The sequence below is a fragment of the Chengkuizengella sediminis genome (genome assembly GCF_010078385.1).
Taxonomy (GTDB): domain Bacteria; phylum Bacillota; class Bacilli; order Paenibacillales; family KCTC-33759; genus Chengkuizengella; species Chengkuizengella sediminis.
In genome coordinates this window covers 696,377-718,485 of sequence record NZ_SIJC01000001.1, presented here as the reverse complement: position 1 = coordinate 718,485, position 22,109 = coordinate 696,377, and the positions used below count along the sequence as shown (strand labels likewise).

Sequence of the window (22,109 nt, the reverse complement as noted above, 5' to 3'; positions counted from 1 at the left end):
TAAAAAATAGGAGGGTTAAAAAGAAATGAAAAAAAAGAGTATTTTTCTTGCACTAGTGTTTATTTTTGTTCTGGGAATTGCTTTAGTTGGTTGTGGCTCTGAAGCTCCAACTGAAGAAACACAAGGGGAGACAAATGAAAACAATGAGGAGACTAATGATGATCAGAACCAACAATCAGAGGAGAGTTCTACAGAAAGCACTCTAGTGTTTGGGCGTGGCGCTGATTCAGTTGATTTAGACCCTGCTTTAGTCACAGATGGTGAGTCCATTAAAGTAACTTTAAACATTTATGATACTTTAGTGAAGTATGGTGATGTAGATACTTCTATTGAACCGAGTTTGGCAACTGATTGGACAACAAGTGATGATGGATTAACATACACTTTTAATCTTCGCGAGGGAGTAAAGTTCCACGATGGTACAGACTTTAATGCAGATGCAATTGTTTATAACTTTGAGCGTTGGGCAAATGGTGAAAAATCTTCATTCTATTATTATGGATCTATGTTTGGAGGATTTAAAGGGGATGAAGGTCATGTCATTCAAGAAGTAAAAGCGGTTGATGAGCTTACGGTTGAATTTACACTAAGTCGACCACAAGCACCGTTTCTACAAAATGTAGCAATGCCTCCGTTTGCGATTGCTAGTCCTGCAGCTTTAGAAGAACATGGGGAGAGTTTTACAGAAAATCCAGTCGGGACTGGCCCGTTTGTATTTCAAGAATGGAAAAGAAATGATCGCGTTGTTTTAGTAAAAAATGAAAATTATTGGATGAAGGATTATCCAAAACTAGAAAAAGTTATATTTGTTTCTATTCCAGATAACGCAACAAGATTAAATGAATTAATTGCGGGAGAGATAGATATTGCGGATGGAGTAAGTCCAAACGACAGTACAAGAATTGAAGGGGAAGGCGACTTGCAATTGTTCGTTCGACCTTCTATGAATGTTGGTTATTTAGGTTTAACGAATACAAGACCACCATTCAATGAAAAACTTGTTCGTCAAGCCTTAAACCATGCCGTTGATAAAGAAGGTATTATTGCAGCTTTTTATGCAGGACAAGCAGTACCGGCTAAAAACCCATTACCACCTGTTATTGCTGGATATAATGATGACATCGATCCATATCCATATGATTTAGAAAAAGCGAAAGAATTATTAGCACAAGCAGGATATCCTGATGGTTTTGAAATGGAACTGTGGGCTATGCCAGTACCACGTCCTTATATGCCTGACGGTCAAAAAGTAGCAGAAGTTATTCAAAGTAGCTTTGCACAAATTGGTGTAAAGGCTAAAATCGTATCTTATGAATGGGCTACTTATTTAGAAAAAGCAAGAAATGGTGAAGCAGATGCATTCCTATTAGGTTGGACTGGGGATAATGGAGATGCTGATAACTTTATGTATGTCTTGTTAGATCAAGATAACATTGGAAGTAACAACTACGCTTATTACAGTAATCCTGAATTACATGACATCTTAATTGAAGCACAATCAAACCCTGATCAAGCAGCACGTGAGGAGCTTTATAAGGAAGCACAGGCGATTATTCATGAAGATGCACCGTGGATTCCTTTAGTGCATTCAACTCCAATTCTTGGTGGAAAGAACAATGTTAATGACTTTTTCGCTCATCCAACAGGTTCTCAAGCTTTAACAAAAGTTTATTTTGACTAAGTTAGAATAAAAAAAAGGGGAGCTAAAACCTCCCCTTTTTTAAAGGAAAGAAACAAGTTTTGACTTCGGTACCTGCTAATGTATTGGGGATAAATGTCGAAGCATCAACTCACATATGTGATTTTATTAGTGGCTCAGAGCCCTCTTAAAGTATTGGTAATCATCGGGCTCCCGAAGGAAGAAACCTTCATTTTAATCCGGGGTCCCTGAAAAGTACTCGGCAATCACATCCGTGTGCATACTTCACTTTTTGGGGTAAATATGGGTATATGAAGAGGTGATATTAGTGTTCAGTTATACCATTAGACGACTTTTAATGTTGATACCCGTTTTGTTTGGAATGACATTTATCGTATTTTTTATGATTCGAGCGATTCCAGGTGATCCTGCTCAAGTGATTTTAGGTCAGCTTGCTACGGAGGATGCCATTAACAGTTTAAGGGCAGAACTAGGGCTTGACCAACCATGGTTTACTCAGTATTTTGAATATTTAAAACAGTTATTCACGTTGGATTTAGGTGAATCACTTAGAACGAAGGCAGAGGTAAGTGGAGAGATATGGCCTTATTTGGCGGCTACCTTTGAGCTCTCGTTCGTAGCTTTGCTTATTGCTGTAGTTGTTGGTGTGAATGCCGGGATTATCAGCGCATGGTTTCAAAAATCTTGGTTTGATTATACAGCAATGGTAGTTGCACTCGTAGGGGTTTCCATGCCAATATTTTGGCTAGGTTTGATGGAACAGTGGATTTTTTCTGTTCAACTTGATTGGTTACCTCCTTCAAAGCGAGAAAATGTTAAAAATCCTGTTGAAACCATTACTCATTTCTATTTAATTGATACGATATTACAAGGTAGAATGGATCAGTTTATAGATGTGTTAAAGCACTTGATTATGCCTGGTATAGCACTTGCAACTATACCAATGGCTATTATTGCAAGAATTACTCGCTCCAGTATGTTAGAAGTTATGCGTTCTGATTATATTAGAACAGCTAGAGCAAAGGGGCAGAAGATGTTTTGGGTTGTGTATAAACATTCTTTAAAAAATGCAGTCATTCCAGTATTAACTGTAACCGGTTTGCAAACAGGACTATTGTTAGGCGGAGCAATATTAACAGAAACTATTTTTTCATGGCCTGGGATTGGGCGATATATTTATAATGCAATTGAATTTCGGGATTATCCTGTCATTCAGTCTGGAATATTAATCGTAGCAACTATTTTTGTATTGATTAACCTTATTGTTGATTTATTATATGCATTTATCGATCCTAGAATTAAATACAATTAACATTCTAATAAAAATCTGAAAAACTCCTAAACAAAGGGGAGGATTACTTATGGCAGAACTAGCTCCAAATAAAGCTCCACAGCAATCCGTAAGAGGAAGTCGTTTTCTTTTGTGGTTAGATGCTTGGAAAAGTTTTAAAAAAAATAAATTAGCCGTTGTAGGTTTAATTATCGTTACCATTTTTATAAGTTTAGCAATTTTTGCTCCGTATATAACACCTGAAGGCATTAATGAGCAAAAACTAGCGGATCGATTATTGCCGCCTTCAAGTGAACACTTGTTAGGAACAGATGATTTCGGAAGAGATATTTTATCACGTGTAATTCACGGAGCTCGAATATCACTGTGGGTTGGATTCGTTTCAGTTATAGGATCTATTGTGGTTGGTTGTTTACTGGGAATCTTAGCTGGTTATTACGGGAGATGGGTGGATACTCTCATTTCTAGATTTTTTGATATTATGCTTGCCTTTCCTAGTATGTTACTAGCCATTGCGATTGTTTCAGTATTAGGTCCTTCATTAAGAAATGCACTGATAGCGATAGCTATTATTAATGTGCCTAATTTTGGCCGCTTAATTAGATCAAAAGTTTTAAGCATCAAACAAGAAGAATATATTACAGCGGCTAAAGCAATTGGGATGCGAGATCGTAGAATTTTATTTCGTCATATTTTACCAAACAGTATGGCTCCAATTATTGTTCAAGGTACATTAGCTATAGCAACTGCTATTATTGAAGCTGCTGCTTTAGGTTTTCTGGGGTTAGGAGCAGAACCTCCAAATCCAGAGTGGGGAAAAATGTTAGCAGATTCAAAGGAGTATTTAGTACAAGCACCTTGGACGATGTTCTTCCCAGGGATTGCAATCATGTTAACTGTACTTGGCTTTAATTTAATGGGTGATGGATTAAGAGATGCTTTGGATCCAAGAATGAAAAACTAAATGTAGCTTTAAAAAATGTAATGTTACTATTGTTGGTGTTTGATATATTATGTTAAGATAACAAAAAAGCATCACCATTAACGATTGTGGAGGTATTAATTGGCGTGGCTCAAATATCCAGGCAAGACAGTGGAGTAACATTACAATCAAAATCGAAATTATTTATTTTAGCTTTATCTATATTATCACTTGCTATTTTTGTATCTTTGGTATATTCAGTAAATATAAATAAACCTTCAATTCTTGATATACAGGTTTTAGAATGGGTGGAACAACATGCCCCCAGTTTTTTATCAAGCTTTCTAACTCTTTTAACTGAAGCAGTGACCTATTGGTCAATTCCGATCGTAGTGTTGCTAGCAATGATCTGGTTAGGATGGAGGAAGCGAGATTTAATAGGTGTAATAATTTTACCTCTTGCTGTTGCAATAAGTGAGATTTTAAAAGGATCAATTAAAGATTTTTTTCAAAGACCTAGACCTGAAATAAACGCAGCAGTTGATGGAACAGGTTTTAGTTTTCCTAGTGGACATGCACTTGTGGGACTGGTGTGTTATGGTTTAATAGCTTATTTTTTAGTGAAGTATACAAAAAGAACAATAAATAAATGGATTATTTCTATCATATTTGTTCTGTTGATAGGTTTGTTAGGTTTTAATCGGATTTATTTCTCTGTACATTATTTTACTGATATTATGGCGGGATATTTCTTGGGAATTACAATTGTATGTGCATCTATTTTTATTTATGAAAGTGTAAGTGAGTTGAAATTTAGGAAAAAGAATTAACTAAATACGGCTAACAATACCGCCTCTGGCGGTTTTTTGTTTTACTTTAAGAATATCACGTGCAATTCCTTAGTTGACACTCAATTTACTTATGTGAGTGATTTATTAATATTTTTTTTAATTCAGGTTCATTACTTAATAGATCATTTAGTGTATAGTGATCTAATATTTCCAGAAATGCATCAAGTGCCTCGTTTAATACATTCTTTAGTTTACAGACTGGACTTATTATACAAGAGTTATTTTCCTTATCAAAACATTCTACTATGTTAACTCTATTCTCAGTTTGTCTAACGACCCAACCAATATTGATATCTTTTGGAGCAGAAGCAAGTTTAATCCCACCACCTCTTCCTCTAATGGTATGGATCAATTTTAACAATCCTAATTCATATACTACTTTCATTAAATGATTATTAGAGATTCCGTAAGTTTCTGAGATCTCCTTTATATTACTTATTTTGTCTTCAGGTTGAGTCGCTAAGTAGAGGAGAACCCTTAGGGTATAATCTGTATAGTTTGTTAATCGCATCTTTCCATCACTCCAATGAACTTTGTTATTCTATTATACCTTTAATTGTCATTAGAGTTCTAGGGGCAAAGAAGTTGAGCAACTGATAAATGCTCAACTTCTTTGCTTTAGTAAAAAATAATATGAAAGTGTTCAAAAAATTGTAACTTAAAGATGTATTCTATATACATGTTTTAGATTATGCTTAAAGGAGTAAAAAAATACATCTTTTAACAGGGGGAACCGTTATGAATCAAGACACAATAAATATTATTAAATCAACAGTGCCAGTATTGCAGGAACATGGAGAGGAAATTACAAGTCATTTCTATAAGATTATGTTTAGTAATCATCCTGAGTTATTAAACATTTTCAATCATGCCAATCAAAAACAAGGAAGACAACAAAAAGCCTTGGCTGGGTCCGTATTAGCCGCAGCTGCCAATATAGATAATTTAGAGGCTATTCTCCCTATCGTGAAAACAATAGGACATAAACATCGAAGTTTAGGAATTAAACCCGAGCAATATCCGATTGTTGGTAAACACTTGTTATTAGCTATAAAAGAAGTATTAGGAGATGCTGCTACTGATGAAATTATGAGTGCATGGGAAGAGGCTTATGGGGTCATAGCTGATGTCTTTATTTCAATTGAACATCAAATGTACGAGGATGCAAATCAACTTAATGGAGGTTGGAAAGATTTTAGAAAGTTTGTGGTTTACAAAAAAGTTGAAGAGAGTAAGGTGATCACTTCTTTTTATTTACGATCAGAGGATGGTAAATCCATTTCAAGCTTTCAACCTGGTCAATATATTAGTGTAAAAATGAATATAGAAGGGAAGAAAAATACGCATATCAGACAATACAGTTTATCTGATTCCTCAGATAAAAATTATTACAGAATCAGTGTGAAAAGAGAATTAGGGGTTGAAAATAAACCTGATGGTTTAGTGTCAAATTATTTGCATGATCATGTGAATGAAGGAGATATTGTGCAAATAAGTGCACCAGCAGGAGATTTTGTATTAAATTCAGAACATGATTTTCCAATTGTTCTCATTAGTGGTGGAGTTGGTCTTACTCCTATGATTAGTATGTTAAATACGTTAATTGAAAAAGAGCCAGAACGCCCAGTTTATTTTATTCATGCAGCAATTAATAGTGAGTTTCATGCTTTTAGAGATCATGTTCAGCAGCTTGCAGCAAAACATAATCAGTTAAAATCATTAGTTTGTTATCAAGCTCCTACTGAACAAGATAAACAAGCAAATGGTTTTGAAAAAGAAGGTTTTATTGAAATGGCATGGTTGAAGAGCATCCTGCCTTCACATCAAGCTGATTATTATTTCTGTGGTCCAGTACCCTTTATGAAGGTCATATATGAAGGATTAAATAAGTGGGGAGTAGATTTACAACATATACATTATGAATTCTTTGGACCAAAAGCAGAAATTGAGAAATAATTAATTTTAAAAAGAATTTCATATAAAAGCCTTGGGTTAAGTATATATTACAAACCTAAGGCTTTTAACACTTTAAGAATTTAAAAATATTTTGAAAAAAGTTCTTTAGAAAAAAGAAGGAAAATGTTATTTAAAGTATTCAATTAATTCATCTTCTGAGGTATCTAAATTTAGCCAAACGTCAATCATTGTTTTTACTTTGGTATATTCTGTTTCACTAACATGGTCGTACCAAATTTTTTGAGGGTTATCATTAGAAGCAATACCTTTCAACGAGTATGTGTGAATTTGCGGATTTTCAGATTTTAAATATAGGTTAGTTAATTCTTTTATCATGTTAGGTTTCATATCTGTTTTTAAGTTTTCACCTACAATTCCGATGACATCAAATACTTTCGTTATATTTGTTAGTTTTTTTGCTTCATCTAATATAGCGATAATAACTTCTTGATGGCGTTCCGTTCTTCCAAAATCACCTTGTGAATCTGAACGAAATCTTGCATATTTTAATGCTTCTTCTCCAGTGTAACTTTCTTTACCTCCAACAACGATAATTTCAGCTCCTGAATCTGTATATTTTATTAAATCTTTTTCTACTTTCAGGCTTATACCACCTAATGCATCTACAAGCTGAGTAAAGCCATAAAAATTTATTTTTGCGTAATTTTGAATGGAGATATCAAAGTAATGTTCAACTGTATCTTTTGCAAGTTTCACTCCTCCAAAAGCGAATGCATGATTAATTTTATCTTTTCCTCTTCGACCTGGTATCTCCACGTAAGTATCTCTAGGTATAGATAGTAGTAACACTTTAAGGTCAGATGGTCTTACGATGGATAGAATCATACTATCTGATCGACCTTGCTCTTCTCCCCTTGCATCTTCTCCTAAAAGTAGTATCGCAAAAGGTTTAGTGTTTCCAATTGTCACCTCATTTTCTCCTTCATTTTTCTCCTTTAATTGTACTTGTCTTGGAAACAGCTGAAAGCTAATAAATCCGGGATTATTTATTTGATTCGTTTGAACATTTTCATCTAACTCTAAAATATTTTCTTTTTCTGTCAAAGGTTCATATGATTGTTCTAATATGTCCTCAAGATGCTGTGCAAAAAACCAATTAAATGCCATTAGTTTAATTGTGTTTTTTAGAAAAAAACTGGAGGTGATAATTAACAACACAGCAACTACTATATAAATGTACTTCTTTTTCATGGAAAAACTCCTAAAAATCGATTTCGTATTCTTTATGTTTTCCGTTTATCAGAAAAATATAAAGTAAGTTTACACGAATTGTTTTCAGAAGTTTGTCAAAGCTTGTGCTATTCAAAAAAAAATTTAAGTAGAAGATATGCCATTTTTGTCGAATTGGCCAATTTTGAAATTTATGTGAATTATTTCACAAATATAAAAGGATTCAAATAAAGCAGACAAATAAATTCCATATTTTGTTCATTCGATTGGTACATTATTCTTTATTTCCAAATGTTACATTGAAGCTAAGGAAATATTTCTTACAAGAGGGGTGAGGGGATGTTAAAAAAAATGAAGGCGCTTGATAAAAGATTAATTTTATTTATAGGTATCATGTTGGGTCTTATATTTACGATAGCAAGTGCAGAAACATTGCATTATACTGATTCTGCCGAGTTTTGTTCAACATGTCACCCTATGGATACAGCTTATAGCAGTTTTTCAGATTCAACACATGCGAATTTAGATTGTAATACATGTCATGCACCAACTGATAACTTTGGAGAGAAGATATTGTTTAAATCAAAGGCAGGATTACATGATATTTATATGAATACGCTAAATGTTGATGAAATTCCAGATGTCATTCATGCAAAAGCTGCAACTGTTGAAGTCGTTCAAGAAAACTGTGTATCATGTCACGAAAATTCTATCAATAATGTAAGTCATGATGTCAAAGGTACATGTGTTGATTGTCATCGTCAAGTGCCTCATGGAAAAAAAGATAAAAATAAATCTGAGCAATTATATGAACCAGGAACGTATAACATTAAAGGTTTAAAGGACTAGGAGGGAATGAAAATGATGGTTAATTTGAAACGTTTGTTTCTTTTTTGTACTATTTTGATTTTGACAGTTTTAGTGTCGGCTTGTCAATTAAATACAGAAGGAACATCTGAAGTAGCTCTAACAGGTCTTTCTCCTGATGAAATTAGTAATGAAGCTTTTGAGAATCTTTTTCCTCTTCATTATGCTAGTTATCAAAGAAACTTAGAGATGGAAGATACAAGGTTTGGAGGTTCCGTTCTTGCATCTAAGTTTGATCATAATAAAGAGCCATATGCCCCTATATTATTTAATGGTTACGGATTTGCTAAGGAATATAATGAAGACCGTGGTCACATTTATGCAGTAGAAGATAACATTTCAATTGCAAGAATTAATGATAAATCAATAGGTTCTTGTTTTACTTGTAAAAGTACTGCCGTTCCAAGTATGATAGATCAATTTGGTGATGAGTATTGGACTAAAAATTTCCGAAATGAAATTATCCCATTAGCAGAAGAAATGGGACATTCACCGATAGGATGTTCAGATTGTCATGATCCTGAAACGATGGAACTTCAAGTGACTCGCCCTATGTTTGCTACAGCAATGTTAGAAAAGGGCGAGGATATATCTAATCCAACATTAAATGAAATGCGTACTTATGTTTGTGCGCAATGTCATGTAGAATATTATTTTGAACCGGAAAATAAAGCTGTTACGTTCCCTTGGTCAGAAGGTTATCAACCTGAGGAAATGTTTGAATACTATGAAACCATTGCAATGGAATCTGGGTTCTCCCAAGATTGGATACACAATGTCTCAGGTGCACCAATGTTAAAATCACAACATCCTGAGTATGAGACCTGGGCTGAAGGTACACACGGAAAAGCAGAAGTGACCTGTTCTGACTGTCATATGCCATATACTCGTGAAGATGATAGAAAAAAAATTACGAGTCATTTCTGGACCTCACCTCTAAAAACAGTTGAACAATCTTGTCGTACTTGTCATTCTGATCAAACAGAAGAGGAGTTAAAGGGCAAAGTTGAATCGATTCAGGAAATGAGTAAAGATGCATTGGATAAAGCAGGAGATATTTCGATAACCTCACATTATTATGTGAACAAAATGATTACATCAGGTGTATCAGAAGATAAAATCAAACAAGCGCAGGATTTAGTAAGAAAGGGACAATGGTTCTGGGATATAGTTTCTGCTGAAAACTCAACTGGTTTCCACAATCCTCAAGGTTCAATGGATGCATTAAAAACATCCGTAGAAGCTTCGAGTGAAGCGATTATTTTAGCAACTGAGGAGCTTGTGAAATTGGACGTAAACATAAATGAATTAAAAAAAGAAATCGAAAAAGTTAAAAAAGCTGTTTATGACGAACCTGATAATTTCAAGAAAAATGAACATGCAACCAACGATTATTTCCCTCCTCAAAAAAAATAGAGAAGGACACAGATTAAAAAAGCATTTTACTTTTATTTCATAGTAGAATGCTTTTTCCACACTAATTGTAGATCAATGTATAACGAATATGTCTGTGAAATTTATCACATCTATTTCAACTGATTTAGTAAAATATGTATGTTTTTTTACAATGACTCCAATTGTATATCCATACTAATTTTTATCGAATACAATTTATATAAGGAGAATTGAAAAGTTATCAAAGAGGTGAAGTTTATGAAAAAGAATAAAAAGATGCTCATAGGTTTTAGTACAGTTTTTGTTGCAATTCTTATTTTATTAATTGGAGCTACAACAAAAACTAGTGGGTCTGAGCTTACTTTACAGGAGATTATACAAGAGCCTCATAAATTTCAAGAACGTTTTATTATGACACAGGGTGACTTAATAGAAAAGTCTATTCAATGGAATGCTGACCTAATTGAACTGAGTTTCCAAATAGAAGATGAATTCGGGAATGTGTTATCCGTTGTCCATCAGGGTGTTAAACCAGATAATTTCAGTGAAGATGTGATTGTGATTGTTGAAGGTTTTGTTCATGATGATGGTACCTTCAATGCAGAGAAGGTTCAGACGAAATGTCCTTCAAAATATGAAGGAGAAGAATACGATCCTGAGTTACATGAAAAAGAGATGGAATAGACAGTGATTCACAAACAGTAGTGTTCATGAAATGAGGGTATATTATGCATAATATCGGAGATCTGACAATCTATTTGGGTTTAGCTATTTCTATTTATTCATTCATTGCATTCATTGTTGGAGTGATAAAACAAGATCAAAAATGGGTGAATAGTGGCAAAAATGGAGTCTTGACATTATTTCTTCTTACAAGTATAACAGTAATTCTTCTATTATATGCCCTAGCAACCAGTCAATTTCAATTTAAATATGTATCCATGTATACAAGTAGTGATTTACCAATCGTATATAAACTTTCAGCTTTATGGGCAGGTAATGCGGGATCACTATTACTGTGGACATTTTTATTAACGATGTACACTGCAATGGTTGCATTTTCTAATAAAATGAAAGGAAATCCGATGGTTCCTTATGTTTCTACAATTATGTTAGGGAATGCAATCTTTTTTTATTTTATTTTAGCAACGACTACAAAACCATTTGAACTTAACGACTTGATTCCTTCTGAAGGTAACGGATTAAATCCAATGCTACAGGATCCAGGTATGATTATTCACCCCATTACTCTCTATTTAGGTTATGTAGGTTTAGCTGTTCCATTTGCTTTTGCGATAGCTGCGTTGATTTTAAAAAACGTAGATTCCTTTTGGATACGTATGACAAGACGGTGGACTTTATTAGCATGGTTGTTTTTAACTCTTGGGAATTTATTGGGAGGATATTGGGCTTATTTGGAGTTAGGCTGGGGTGGATATTGGGCATGGGATCCAGTAGAGAACGCATCATTTATGCCCTGGTTAACGGTGACAGCATTTCTACATTCCGTCATGATACAAGAGCGAAAAGGAATGTTAAAGGTTTGGAATTTGTCTTTAATTATATTGTCTTATGCCCTAACGTTGTTCGGTACATTTTTAGTACGAAGTGGTGTCTTAACTTCTGTACATGCTTTTGGAGATACAAATTTAGGAACTTACTTTCTAATTTTTATGGGCATAGCTGTTATTTTTGCAATGTATGTCATGATGAGTAGGTATCATTTACTAAAAAAAGATAGCGATTATTTTGAATCTTTTCTTTCAAAAGAAAGCAGCTTTTTAATTAACAATTTAATTTTAGTAGGTGCAGCATTTGCCGTATTTTGGGGCACGATATTCCCACTAATTTCTGAGGCAGTAAGAGGTACTAAAGTAACAGTTGGCGTACCGTTTTTTAACACTGTAATGTCTCCGATATTGTTGGCATTGTTGTTTATCATGGCCATTTGTCCACTAATTGCTTGGCAAAAATCAACAATAAAAAACTTACAGAAGAATTTTTTAATTCCAGCATTGTTAACTTTCATTGTTGCGGTCCTTTTATTTACTTTGGGGATAAGAACTACATATCCTATCATCGGATTTACTATTGTTGCATTTATGTTGTTCACACATATTTCTGAAATATACCGTGGGGTTAAAGCAAGACGTTCTGTTACTCTAGAAAGTTATCCAATAGCACTCATTCGCTTAATCTCAAAAAATCGTCGGCGTTACGGAGGTTATACCGTACATTTTGGAATTGCATTGATTGCCATAGGTATTATAGGTTCACAGAATTTTAGTGTGGAGTCTATGAAAACTGTTGCTATCGGTGAAAAGATAAACATAGCAGACTTTGAGATTACATATGAAAATTTAGCTCAAAAAAGTGAAGGCCTCAACGATATCATATTTGCTGACTTAAAAGTTCAAAAGAATGGAAAACAGTTGGGTTATATTCAACCAGAAAAAATCTTTTATGGTAATTGGCAACAACCTTCAACTGAAGTTGGGATGATAAGCAGTTGGCAAGAAGATCTATATATTGTGATAAGTGCATGGGAAAGAGACTTACGTGCAACTTTTGTGGTTCGTGTTAATCCGTTAGTAAAATGGATTTGGACTGGTGGAGTTGTAGTAGTCATTGGTACATTATTTGCTATTTGGGGGGGCAGACAAAATCAAGTCATTCCAAGATATCGTGGAACTCAAAGAAAAGTTACTTGAGGAGGAAGATGATGAAAAAATTCGTTTTTTTGCTCATTTTCTTATTACTATTATCAGTTAACGTGATTTTTGCAGAAGAAGATTTTGATTATAGTTCTAAAGAATTTCAATCCATTGTGAGTATGTTGTCTATGGAAGGTCATAGCGGTGATGATTTAGCAACTTGTCCTGTCAAACAAACTTATTACAATGAAGTTGCAGAATTAATGGCACAGGGGAAAACCAAAGATGAAATTTTAAATGATTACGTTGATCAGTTAGGGGAAGAAGCTTTAGCAGCCCCAATTAAAACGGGTTTTAGTCTCACCGCATGGATCACCCCATTTTTTTTATTGTTTGTAGCAACATTTCTAGTTTATTTCTTAATTAAAAAATGGGTAAGGCCAAATCAAACTAGTGACTTAAATCGAGAATTTATAGATGAAACAGAAAATGAAATCTTATTATCTGTTATTGAGAAAGAACGGAAAAAGTATTTTTAATGCATGTTCAAAAAGTTCAGTTTTTAGCACCGAGAAGGTGGCTTAAGCCAATGTTTTCGGGGTCCCCGAAAAGTATTAGGACTATACTCCAAAGCATTTCTTCACTTTTTGGGGTAAAGCAAGTGTAGTGATTGGTTACATGAGCACCGGACTTCAAAGTTGAAAGTCAGATTCGAAGTCGAGCAGACCTCCTGGTGATACTTCGTGATCACTACTGAAAATCAGCCACTTCCATGTGACTAATGTAGTACCAGCACGTCCTGTGCTGGCAAAAGGGGACTTTTTGAACAACCTCTATTAGGATGTGAGAAGGATGGAGTTTATAGTAATGCTAACAAGTGCTCTCATGATCATTGGATGTTTATATATGGTTTTATCTCCTTTTTTTCATCAAAAGATATTAACAAATGTAGATTTAAAAAAATCTTCCGATAACGAAGTGATAAAAAAGGAATTTTATGCAACTTTAAATGAGATTGAGATGGATTATAAAATGAATAAATTGTCAGAATATGATTACAAACAATTGAAGAAAGAGGTTGAATTATTTTTTATAGAACTATTAAGAGATGAAGATCAATTATCAGAGCTACCCAAGGAAAAAGAAAATAAACAAATCTTAGAAGAGATCCAATCAGAAATTGAGATTGAACTAGAGTTATTAAGAAAAGAAAGAGGATTAAAGGGATAAATATATGAAAGGAAGGTGAAAACCACTTTGATTTACTTCAGTGGGAAAACATGCAGAATTTCTATATTTTAACAGAATCAAATGTGACTAGAAGCTCCCCGAATTTTCACAATGAAGGTCATATTCGAATGTGGTACGATTCACCATTAAGAGAGTTTAATCCACACATTGTATTGATTGTTTTCGCAGCTATTCTTTTTGCCTTTGTAGCTTATTATATCTTTTTTAAAGTGAAAAAAATAGAAGTGCTAGATCATGGGACAGTGGTCACGCGAAATGAAAAACAGTTACAGGACTTACTAGAAAAACGTTCTATCATACTAGATAAAATGGTTGATTTAGAGCAGTTACATCAATTGAGAGAAATGAATCAATATGAATTCACAAAAAAATATGAGAGTTATAAACAGCAATTAATTCAAGTGAAAATGAAATTAAAAAAGTTTACTGAATAAGTAAAGGGGGTTTTTACAGTGATTAAGACGGTAGCTCTAAACAAAACAATTGGAGAAAAAACAATTTTAAAGGATATTAATATCACTGTAAATCAAGGCGAAACGATTGGGATATTAGGTCCTAATGGTGCGGGGAAAAGCACTATTCTTAAAATTATCGGGGGATTAATGAAACCATCTTTTGGTCATGTAATGATCGACAATGTCTCAATAAAAGAAAATAATTTAGAAATTAAAAATAAGATTGGTTTTTTAGCACATAACAGCTATTTATATGAACATCTTTCTCCTGTAGAAAACTTGACTTTTTTCGGTAAATTATATCAAGTTAACCAGCTTGAAAATAAAGTGAAAGAATTGATTCGCGAAGTAGGATTACAGTTTTTTATGGATGAGCCAGTTCGTTCTTTTTCTAGAGGAATGATTCAACGTTTGGCCATTGTTAGGGCGATTGTTCATGATCCATCGATATTAATTTTAGATGAACCACATACGGGACTTGACCAACAAGCCATTGGTATTTTAAATGAAGTCATTTTAAAAAAGAAAGAACAGAGAACAACTATTTTAATGGTTACACATGATTTAGCTCAAGCGATTGAAACATGTGACCGATTTCTTTTAATGAAAAAAGGTGTAATCATCGATGATTTTGTATTAAAGGACAAAAATGTACATCAATTAAAAGAAATCTATTTACGACAGGTGGGCTAAATATGAGAGCTTTAATAAAAGCAGCTTTGGCTATCACCTGGAAGGATTTATATGCGGAGTGGAAAACTAAACAAGTTTTCAGTACAATGTTAATCTTTTCAGGACTTGTAATTGTTACTTTCAGTTTTGCTTTTGATCCTACGAATAACACTGTAAGAGCAGTTATTCCAGGTATGATATGGGTAATTACAATATTTGCTGGAATTTTAGGTTTGAACCGGTCATTTATATCAGAGCAATATAATGATAGTTTACACGGATTAATTGTTTCCCCAATAGATCCATCTAGTATATATTTAGGGAAATTTCTCTCAAATTTTATTATTGTTTTGTTTGTGCAAATGATTACGATTCCACTTTTATTTATTTTGTTTGATTATAAAATGAATGGAAATTTATTATTATTTCTAATTGTTTTATTTTTAGGTAGTGTTGGTTTCATTTGTGTTGGTACTTTTTTAGCAGCACTTTCTGCAAACTCACGAAGCAGTGAAATGTTGCTGCCGATCATTTTGTTTCCTGTGATTAGTCCAATTGTGATTGCAGCTGTCCAATCTACTCGAATCATATTAATACAAGTCGAAGAAATTGAAAGTTTGTTCTCTTGGATTAGTTTAATGGCAGGATACGATTTATTATTTTTTGTGTTTTGTTTCTTTTTATTTGAATTTATTTTGGAGGTGTAATAAATGAAGGAAAAGGAAATTGGACTTTTATTACCTAAACAATCAACAATGCATCGATTCTTGGTTTGGATTCTTATTATTTTAATGAGTGTTGCACTTTATTTAGTGTTTATCTGGTCACCAATAGAAAAAGTAATGGGGAATGTACAAAAAATCTTTTATTTTCATGTTGGATCAGCTTGGGTTGCATTTCTTGCATTTGGAGTTGTATTTGTATACAGTATTCTGTTTTTAATGAAGAGAAAACGGTCTTATGATATGATCGCTGGTACCTCTGCAGAAATAGGCGTTTTGTTTACGGCGATTGTGTTAACTACGGGTCCTATCTGGGGGAGAAGTGCTTGGAATACATGGTGGACATGGGAACCACGTTTAACAACCACATTAATTTTGTTTTTCCTTTATTTAGCGTATATTTTTATTCGACGTATGGATGGAGCATGGGAGAAAAAGGCAAGATTGGCTGCTGTTTTTGGAATTATTAGTTTTATTGATGTACCTATTGTCTTTATGGCGATTAGGTGGTGGAATTCTAAACTTCATCCAATTGTATTTGGTGACTCTCCAAACCAATCTGGAGGTGGGATTGAAGGAGAAATGTTAGTTACTTTACTGTTTTGTCTTGGTGTGATCACATTGCTTTATATCGTACTTTTACAAAAAGGAATTTACATCGAAAAAACAAAACTAGCAGTTGAAAATTATAAAAAACATATACAAGAAAAGTTAATGAAATAATAAATGATTTTATGCTGGGAGGGTTAAAAATGAGCTATTTATTTGCTGCTTATATGGTGATCTGGATTTTATTAGCAGGTTATTTGATGATTTTAGGTAAACGTCAGCAAAAGATAAATAAAGAAATTGAATTTATTCGAGAGCTTGAAAATACTCAGTGAACTCGTTTAAGCAATTCTTAAACATCGGGAAATCAGATGGAGACTCTACTCCACCTGATTAGAAGACACCACCTATAGAGGTGGGGGGCTTAAACCCTTTAATCATTTTACGATAATGATTTTAGGCAAATGGATTTAATGTTTTACTGAAGGAAGGGGTTTACTTGAATAAAAATGGAATATGGTGGGTCATTATCATTTTTGTTGTTGGTGTATTGTTTATCCTAGCAAATGGGCTTAGAGGTGTTGAGGTGCCAGATATAGGTGAAGCTGCTTATGATTTTGAGTTGAGCTCTATAGATGACGAAATATATAGGTTATCTGATTTTAAAGGTCAGTACGTTGTTTTAAACTTTTTTGCAACATGGTGTTACCCCTGCCAAGAAGAGGAACCAGAATTAGAAAAATTCCATCAAAAATATGGGGAGGAATATCCTCTCCTTATAATTGATCGAAGTGAGCCGAAGAGTAGAATTTTAGAATTTAAAGAGGAGTATGATTCTACAACAACCTACTTAATGGATAAAGATGATAAGGTTTCGCAATATTATGGTGTTAGGGGACAACCAGAAACATTTATTATTAGTCCAGAAGGGATCTTACTAGAAAAAATAATTGGACCTACAACGTCTGAGGATTTAACTAACAAAATTTATTTAGCTATGTTAAATAACAAATAATAATATGAGGTGATAGAGTTGAAAGGACATAAATCGGAAATGCAGCTTACAATTGATCATTTGGTCACAGTACAAGAAGAGATTGATAAAATAGTGACAGGTAAAAAAACGACAGTTCGAAGGCATGGTAAATATGCTGAAGTTGGAGAGATATTAACATTAGAAGGTCAAAATTATCGAATAAAAGATGTATTTCAGCAAGCTAATAAAGATATGGTAGATGAAGATGCGATAAAAGAAGGTTATCAGAATCTAGAGGAGTATCGTATAAGTATACAAAAACACCATAATATCACTACTTTAAAATTCAACCCTGAAAAGTATTTTTGGGTTCATGTGTTAGAAAAAGTTAAAGTTTAATAAATCATAGTGTCCCGCAAAAGCCTTTGAAGAAATTTTATGGATGGATTTCATTTTTAATTTACTTTTGCGGGTTATTTTTTACCCAGTTATTGAATTTTGAAATTCAGTTAAACACTTAATAAACCTCTCCCCATATTTTTGAAACTTTGCTTGTCCTACACCTTTTATTGCTAAAAATGCAACTTCATTATTAGGGCGTACCTCACACATTTCTACTAATGATGCATCATGGAAAATTGTGAATGGTGGAAGATTTTCCTCATCCGCAATTTGTTTTCTTAAATTTCGCAGTACTTCGAATAATTCTTTGTCGTAATTGAAGGACTTTTCTTTTTTTGTAATGATCTGCACTTTTTGAAATACTTTTTCTTCACCTTTCAGCACCTGGATGGATTTATTGTTTAACCTGACAATTGGAAATTTACTTTCTGTCAGTTCTAAAAACCCGTCTGCGAGGAGCAATTGGATGAGTTGGATGATTTCTTTTTCCTTTTTTTCTTTCATTAAACCGTATGTGGATAATTGATCAAACTTAAATTGCTTTACTTTACTGTCAGCTGAACCTTTTAATACTTTAGCTGTCAAAGTGACTCCAAATCTTTCCCTCATTCTTTTAACACAAGAAATCACCTTTAAAGCTTCGTTTGTGATGTCCGTTACCTCTCGATCATCTTTACAGTTGCTGCATTTATGACAGATATCATAGGACTGATCTCCAAAATAACGAACGATATATTGTTGTAAACAGCTACTTGTATGGCAATAATCGATCATTTGCTGTAGCTGACTATACTCCTTTGCTTTATAGTTGTCATCCTTTTCAGATTGTTCGATCAAATATTTTTGTGTAATGATATCTTGAGGTGAAAATAATAAAATACATTCCCCAGGTTCCCCATCTCTACCTGCTCGTCCAGCTTCTTGATAATAAGACTCAATATTTTTTGGTAAATTTAAATGAATGACAAAACGAACATTTGATTTGTCAATTCCCATACCAAAGGCGTTTGTAGCTACTATGATTTTAATGTCATCAAACAAAAAACGATCTTGGTTTGTTTTTCGCTCTTTTTCGGTTAAACCAGCGTGATATTTTTCTACACTAAAACCCATTTTCTTTAGATTTTCATAACATTGGTCTACTTCTTTACGAGTAGAAGCGTAAATCACCCCGGATTCCTCTGTTCGATCCCTCAAATAAGTTTGTAAAAAGTCTTGCTTATGAACCCCTTTTAGAACGGAAAAAGAAAGATTATTTCTTGCATAACCTGTTTTTGTAATGTGCGGTTTCTGTAGTTTTAAGTTACGTATGATATCTGTCTCAACTTTGCTTGTAGCTGTAGCCGTAAATGCTGCGAGTACTGGTTTCTGGGGTAATTTGAGAATCATTTGATAAATGTTCATATAACTTGGTCTAAAATCATGCCCCCACTGTGAAATACAATGCGCCTCATCAATAGCAATCAAAGGAATTTGTATGTTTTGAAGTCGCTCTACAAATGCTTCTGAATCTAACCTCTCAGGTGCAATATATACGAGTTTATATTTTTTTTGTGAAATATTCATCAGTCGCTTGTTCATTTCTTTCCCTGAAACAGAGCTATTAATATATGTACTAGAGACTCCCATATTGTTTAGAGTATCTACTTGATCCTTCATTAATGAGATTAAGGGAGAGATGACAAAGGTTGTTCCCTCAAAAATTAAAGCTGGCAGCTGATAACATAATGATTTACCACCTCCTGTTGGCATAATAGCTACAGAGTCAGTTTTTTGTAAAATACTTTCCACCACTTCTTGCTGCCCTTGTTTAAATGAAGTATATCCATATACATCTTTTAGTTTTTCGTAAATCAAACGTTCCATAATAAACTTCCTTTCATTGAACCTGTAAATCATTCATAATTATCAATTAACAAAATTTTTTCATAATTTCATAAAGTTTAACCTTTTTAATCATGCTAAAATATGGAATAATTAAATTATTACACTTAATATAGCAATTTTATCACTTACTTGGCTCCACCACATCCTCTAAAAGTCTCCAATAAGTGATTTTTTCTTATATAATTTCTTCATAATCTGTTGGTTTATTGTTTGAGCTCTATAAAATGATTAATTATGATATTTTTCTATTTTTATTTAAAAATGAGAAAAGGAGGGTTTATGATGAAAAATGAAGCATTACTAATAGTGGACATGAGTAATGATTTTGTGCATGAGAATGGAACATTAACGGCGGGTGAATCTGCGCAAAAAATTGTTGCTTATATTATGGAAACAGCCCAAACTTTTTTAGATCAAGAAGGTTTAGTTGTTGTCACCATGGATGCCCATCAAGAGAATGATGAACACTTTAAATTATGGCCAGCTCATAACGTTGTAGGCAGTTGGGGACAGAAGCTTTATGGAGACTTAGAAAATTGGTACGAACATAACAAAAATAACAAAAGAATGTTTTACGTACCAAAGGAAAATTACAATGCATTCCATGGCACAGATTTAAAGGTGATATTAAATGGTTGGAATGTGGAAAAGGTTCATATTGTAGGTGTATGTACTGATATTTGTGATTTCTTAACGATAGCAGGGGCGGATGCAAATGGATTTAAAACTGCCATTCATAACAGAGGAACAGCAACGTTTACAAAACATCATGAATTGTTTTTAGAACATGCGAAGTTATGCTTCCATACGGAGATTATCAAGTGAAAAAAGGTGATGGCATGAATACTAATTTGAGTACGTTTGCTGATTTATATCAATTTACGATGATGTACGGATATTACAAAACAGGAAAAATGGATGATGAGGTCGCTTTTGATTTGTTTTTTAGAAAAAATCCATTTCATAATGGATATACCATTGCTGCTGGTTTAGAGACAGTGATACAGTACATTCAAAATTTGAGCTTTACCGAGTCAGATATTGAGTATTTAAAATCAACTGAATTATTCCATGATGAATGTTTTTTTGATTACTTAAAAAATTTAAAATTTACGGGTGACTTTTATGCAGTTCCAGAAGGTACAATCGTATTTCCGAATGAGCCAATCATAAAAGTGAAAACTAGATTATTTGAAGCCCAATTTATTGAAACAGCATTACTTACACAGATCGGACATCAAAGCTTAATCACTACAAAAGCCAATCGAATGGTTCGTGTTGCCAAGGGGAAGCCAATATTAGAGTTTGGTGCCCGGAGAGCTCAAGGGGTGGAAAGTGCAGTATTAGGATCTAGAGCTGCGATTATAGGGGGATGCAGTTCGACTTCTAATGTGAAGGCCGGGAAAGATTATGATTTAATGATATCTGGTACCCACGCTCATAGCTGGATCATGAGTTTTGAAAGTGAACTTGAAGCTTTTCAAAGTTATGCAGAGGCATTCCCTGATCAACTCATATTGCTTGTAGATACATACGATACGTTAAAATCAGGATTACCCAATGCGATAAAAGTGTTTAGAGAGACAAGAAAAAAATATGGTGAATTGAGAAAGTATGGGATTCGTTTAGATAGTGGCGATTTAGCTTACTTAAGTAAAAAGGCAAGAGAGATGTTGGATGAAGCAGGTTTTCAGGATGCAATGATTGTTGCTTCGAATGATTTAGATGAATATACGATTCGAGAGCTGGAATCACAAGAAGCAAAAATTGATGCATACGGTGTTGGCACTAAATTGATTACTGCTTTTGATCAACCTGCACTTGGTTGTGTTTATAAATTAGCAGCTGAAAAAATAAACGATGAGTGGATTCCAAAAATTAAACGATCTGAAAATCCGGAGAAAATTACGAATCCTGGTTTGAAAAAAGTAGTACGATTTATCGATGAAAAAAATGGTGAAGCTTTAGTTGATTTAATTATGTTAGAAAATGAAAAGGTTCCTGATCAGCCATTTGAAGTGTTTGATCCTATTCATACTTGGAAAAGAAAGAAGGTTCAGCATTGCATTTCGATTGAATTGCTGCATCCTATTTTTAAGAAAGGTGAATTGGTATATGAATCCCCTAGCATCAAAGAAATCGTTGACAGTGTTAAAAGGAACTTAAATTGTTTTTCAAAGGAGCATAAACGATTTTCAAAACCCCATGTTTATCATGTTGATTTATCTCAAAATCTTTGGGACATGAAAATGAAATTGCTGGATGAATTAGATTAACCTTTAATGAATCTCTTTCTTATAGGAAAGAGAATTTTAATTTTGATGAGAATGAGAATGTGCATGTAAATGATTTTTTTGTTAAAATGAAGAAGCTACAAGTACAAGTTTAACCATTCAAATGGTCATAAA

General features: G+C 33.6%; 23 protein-coding genes. 20 read left to right on the top strand and 3 right to left on the bottom strand.

The features are described 5' to 3' along the window. Positions 1-25: 25 nt before the first annotated feature. The 4 genes from EPK97_RS03530 (at position 26) to EPK97_RS22325 (ending at position 4,703) form a co-directional block, all read left to right on the top strand. Positions 26-1,681: an ABC transporter substrate-binding protein gene (locus EPK97_RS03530; RefSeq protein ID WP_162035200.1), complete on the top strand. Its 1,656-nt coding sequence runs from the start codon at positions 26-28 to the stop codon at positions 1,679-1,681. Positions 1,682-1,967: 286 nt separating this feature from the next. Continuing rightward, positions 1,968-2,972, top strand: coding sequence for an ABC transporter permease subunit (locus EPK97_RS03525; RefSeq protein ID WP_162035199.1), 1,005 nt, complete (start codon positions 1,968-1,970; stop codon positions 2,970-2,972). Between the two features lie 49 nt (positions 2,973-3,021). Beyond that, on the top strand, positions 3,022-3,915 hold the full coding sequence (nikC, locus tag EPK97_RS03520; protein WP_162035198.1) for a nickel transporter permease: 894 nt from the start codon (positions 3,022-3,024) through the stop codon (positions 3,913-3,915). 104 nt (positions 3,916-4,019) lie between these two features. After that, complete coding sequence (locus EPK97_RS22325) at positions 4,020-4,703, top strand: phosphatase PAP2 family protein (RefSeq protein ID WP_162035197.1); 684 nt, start codon at positions 4,020-4,022, stop codon at positions 4,701-4,703. Positions 4,704-4,788: 85 nt separating this feature from the next. Here the strand turns inward: EPK97_RS22325 and EPK97_RS03510 are convergent, their stop codons facing one another. After that, complete coding sequence (locus EPK97_RS03510; RefSeq protein WP_162035196.1) at positions 4,789-5,235, bottom strand: Rrf2 family transcriptional regulator; 447 nt, start codon at positions 5,233-5,235, stop codon at positions 4,789-4,791. A gap of 227 nt (positions 5,236-5,462) precedes the next feature. Here EPK97_RS03510 and hmpA point away from each other — a divergent pair, with 227 nt between their 5' ends. Next, entirely contained in the window at positions 5,463-6,680 is a 1,218-nt protein-coding gene (hmpA, locus tag EPK97_RS03505) for an NO-inducible flavohemoprotein (protein WP_162035195.1), read from the top strand. 126 nt (positions 6,681-6,806) lie between these two features. Here the strand turns inward: hmpA and EPK97_RS03500 are convergent, their stop codons facing one another. Beyond that, positions 6,807-7,892 (bottom strand): LCP family protein, encoded by a 1,086-nt coding sequence (locus tag EPK97_RS03500; RefSeq protein ID WP_162035194.1) that lies wholly within the window; start codon positions 7,890-7,892, stop codon positions 6,807-6,809. Positions 7,893-8,210: 318 nt separating this feature from the next. On the opposite strand from EPK97_RS03500, the gene EPK97_RS03495 reads away from it, so the two are divergent. From EPK97_RS03495 to EPK97_RS03435, 13 genes are all read left to right on the top strand, one after another. Continuing rightward, on the top strand, positions 8,211-8,720 hold the full coding sequence (locus EPK97_RS03495; RefSeq protein WP_162035193.1) for a cytochrome c3 family protein: 510 nt from the start codon (positions 8,211-8,213) through the stop codon (positions 8,718-8,720). A 15-nt stretch (positions 8,721-8,735) separates the two neighbouring features. Then, the gene (locus EPK97_RS03490; RefSeq protein ID WP_420826772.1) at positions 8,736-10,154 is read left to right on the top strand and encodes an ammonia-forming cytochrome c nitrite reductase subunit c552; all 1,419 of its coding nucleotides are present in this window, start codon (positions 8,736-8,738) and stop codon (positions 10,152-10,154) included. A 237-nt stretch (positions 10,155-10,391) separates the two neighbouring features. Continuing rightward, complete coding sequence (locus EPK97_RS03485) at positions 10,392-10,817, top strand: cytochrome c maturation protein CcmE (RefSeq protein ID WP_162035191.1); 426 nt, start codon at positions 10,392-10,394, stop codon at positions 10,815-10,817. Positions 10,818-10,861: 44 nt separating this feature from the next. Then, positions 10,862-12,844, top strand: coding sequence for a heme lyase CcmF/NrfE family subunit (locus tag EPK97_RS03480; RefSeq protein ID WP_162035190.1), 1,983 nt, complete (start codon positions 10,862-10,864; stop codon positions 12,842-12,844). Between the two features lie 11 nt (positions 12,845-12,855). Continuing rightward, the gene (locus EPK97_RS03475) at positions 12,856-13,326 is read left to right on the top strand and encodes a cytochrome c-type biogenesis protein CcmH (RefSeq protein WP_162035189.1); all 471 of its coding nucleotides are present in this window, start codon (positions 12,856-12,858) and stop codon (positions 13,324-13,326) included. A gap of 313 nt (positions 13,327-13,639) precedes the next feature. After that, entirely contained in the window at positions 13,640-14,017 is a 378-nt protein-coding gene (locus EPK97_RS03470; protein WP_162035188.1) for a hypothetical protein, read from the top strand. A gap of 50 nt (positions 14,018-14,067) precedes the next feature. Continuing rightward, on the top strand, positions 14,068-14,472 hold the full coding sequence (locus EPK97_RS03465; RefSeq protein WP_162035187.1) for a hypothetical protein: 405 nt from the start codon (positions 14,068-14,070) through the stop codon (positions 14,470-14,472). An 18-nt stretch (positions 14,473-14,490) separates the two neighbouring features. Continuing rightward, on the top strand, positions 14,491-15,186 hold the full coding sequence (gene ccmA / locus EPK97_RS03460) for a heme ABC exporter ATP-binding protein CcmA (protein WP_162035186.1): 696 nt from the start codon (positions 14,491-14,493) through the stop codon (positions 15,184-15,186). A gap of 2 nt (positions 15,187-15,188) precedes the next feature. Then, positions 15,189-15,872: a heme exporter protein CcmB gene (locus tag EPK97_RS03455; RefSeq protein ID WP_162035185.1), complete on the top strand. Its 684-nt coding sequence runs from the start codon at positions 15,189-15,191 to the stop codon at positions 15,870-15,872. 3 nt (positions 15,873-15,875) lie between these two features. Continuing rightward, positions 15,876-16,610 carry a cytochrome c biogenesis protein gene (locus tag EPK97_RS03450; protein ID WP_162035184.1) on the top strand — a complete coding sequence of 245 codons (735 nt, stop codon included), beginning with the start codon at positions 15,876-15,878 and terminating at the stop codon, positions 16,608-16,610. 29 nt (positions 16,611-16,639) lie between these two features. Then, positions 16,640-16,771: a CcmD family protein gene (locus EPK97_RS03445; protein ID WP_162035183.1), complete on the top strand. Its 132-nt coding sequence runs from the start codon at positions 16,640-16,642 to the stop codon at positions 16,769-16,771. Positions 16,772-16,935: 164 nt separating this feature from the next. After that, positions 16,936-17,451 carry a TlpA family protein disulfide reductase gene (locus EPK97_RS03440; protein ID WP_162035182.1) on the top strand — a complete coding sequence of 172 codons (516 nt, stop codon included), beginning with the start codon at positions 16,936-16,938 and terminating at the stop codon, positions 17,449-17,451. A gap of 18 nt (positions 17,452-17,469) precedes the next feature. Next, positions 17,470-17,811: an ASCH domain-containing protein gene (locus EPK97_RS03435; protein ID WP_162035181.1), complete on the top strand. Its 342-nt coding sequence runs from the start codon at positions 17,470-17,472 to the stop codon at positions 17,809-17,811. Positions 17,812-17,892: 81 nt separating this feature from the next. Here the strand turns inward: EPK97_RS03435 and recQ are convergent, their stop codons facing one another. Continuing rightward, entirely contained in the window at positions 17,893-19,680 is a 1,788-nt protein-coding gene (gene recQ, locus EPK97_RS03430; RefSeq protein WP_162035180.1) for a DNA helicase RecQ, read from the bottom strand. A 303-nt stretch (positions 19,681-19,983) separates the two neighbouring features. Here recQ and EPK97_RS03425 point away from each other — a divergent pair, with 303 nt between their 5' ends. After that, positions 19,984-20,526: a cysteine hydrolase family protein gene (locus EPK97_RS03425; protein WP_162035179.1), complete on the top strand. Its 543-nt coding sequence runs from the start codon at positions 19,984-19,986 to the stop codon at positions 20,524-20,526. Then, a complete protein-coding gene (locus EPK97_RS03420; protein ID WP_338075640.1) occupies positions 20,523-21,977 on the top strand; it encodes a nicotinate phosphoribosyltransferase in 1,455 nt (484 codons plus the stop codon). Before EPK97_RS03425 ends, EPK97_RS03420 begins: the two co-directional genes overlap by 4 nt. Positions 21,978-22,109: the final 132 nt, after the last annotated feature.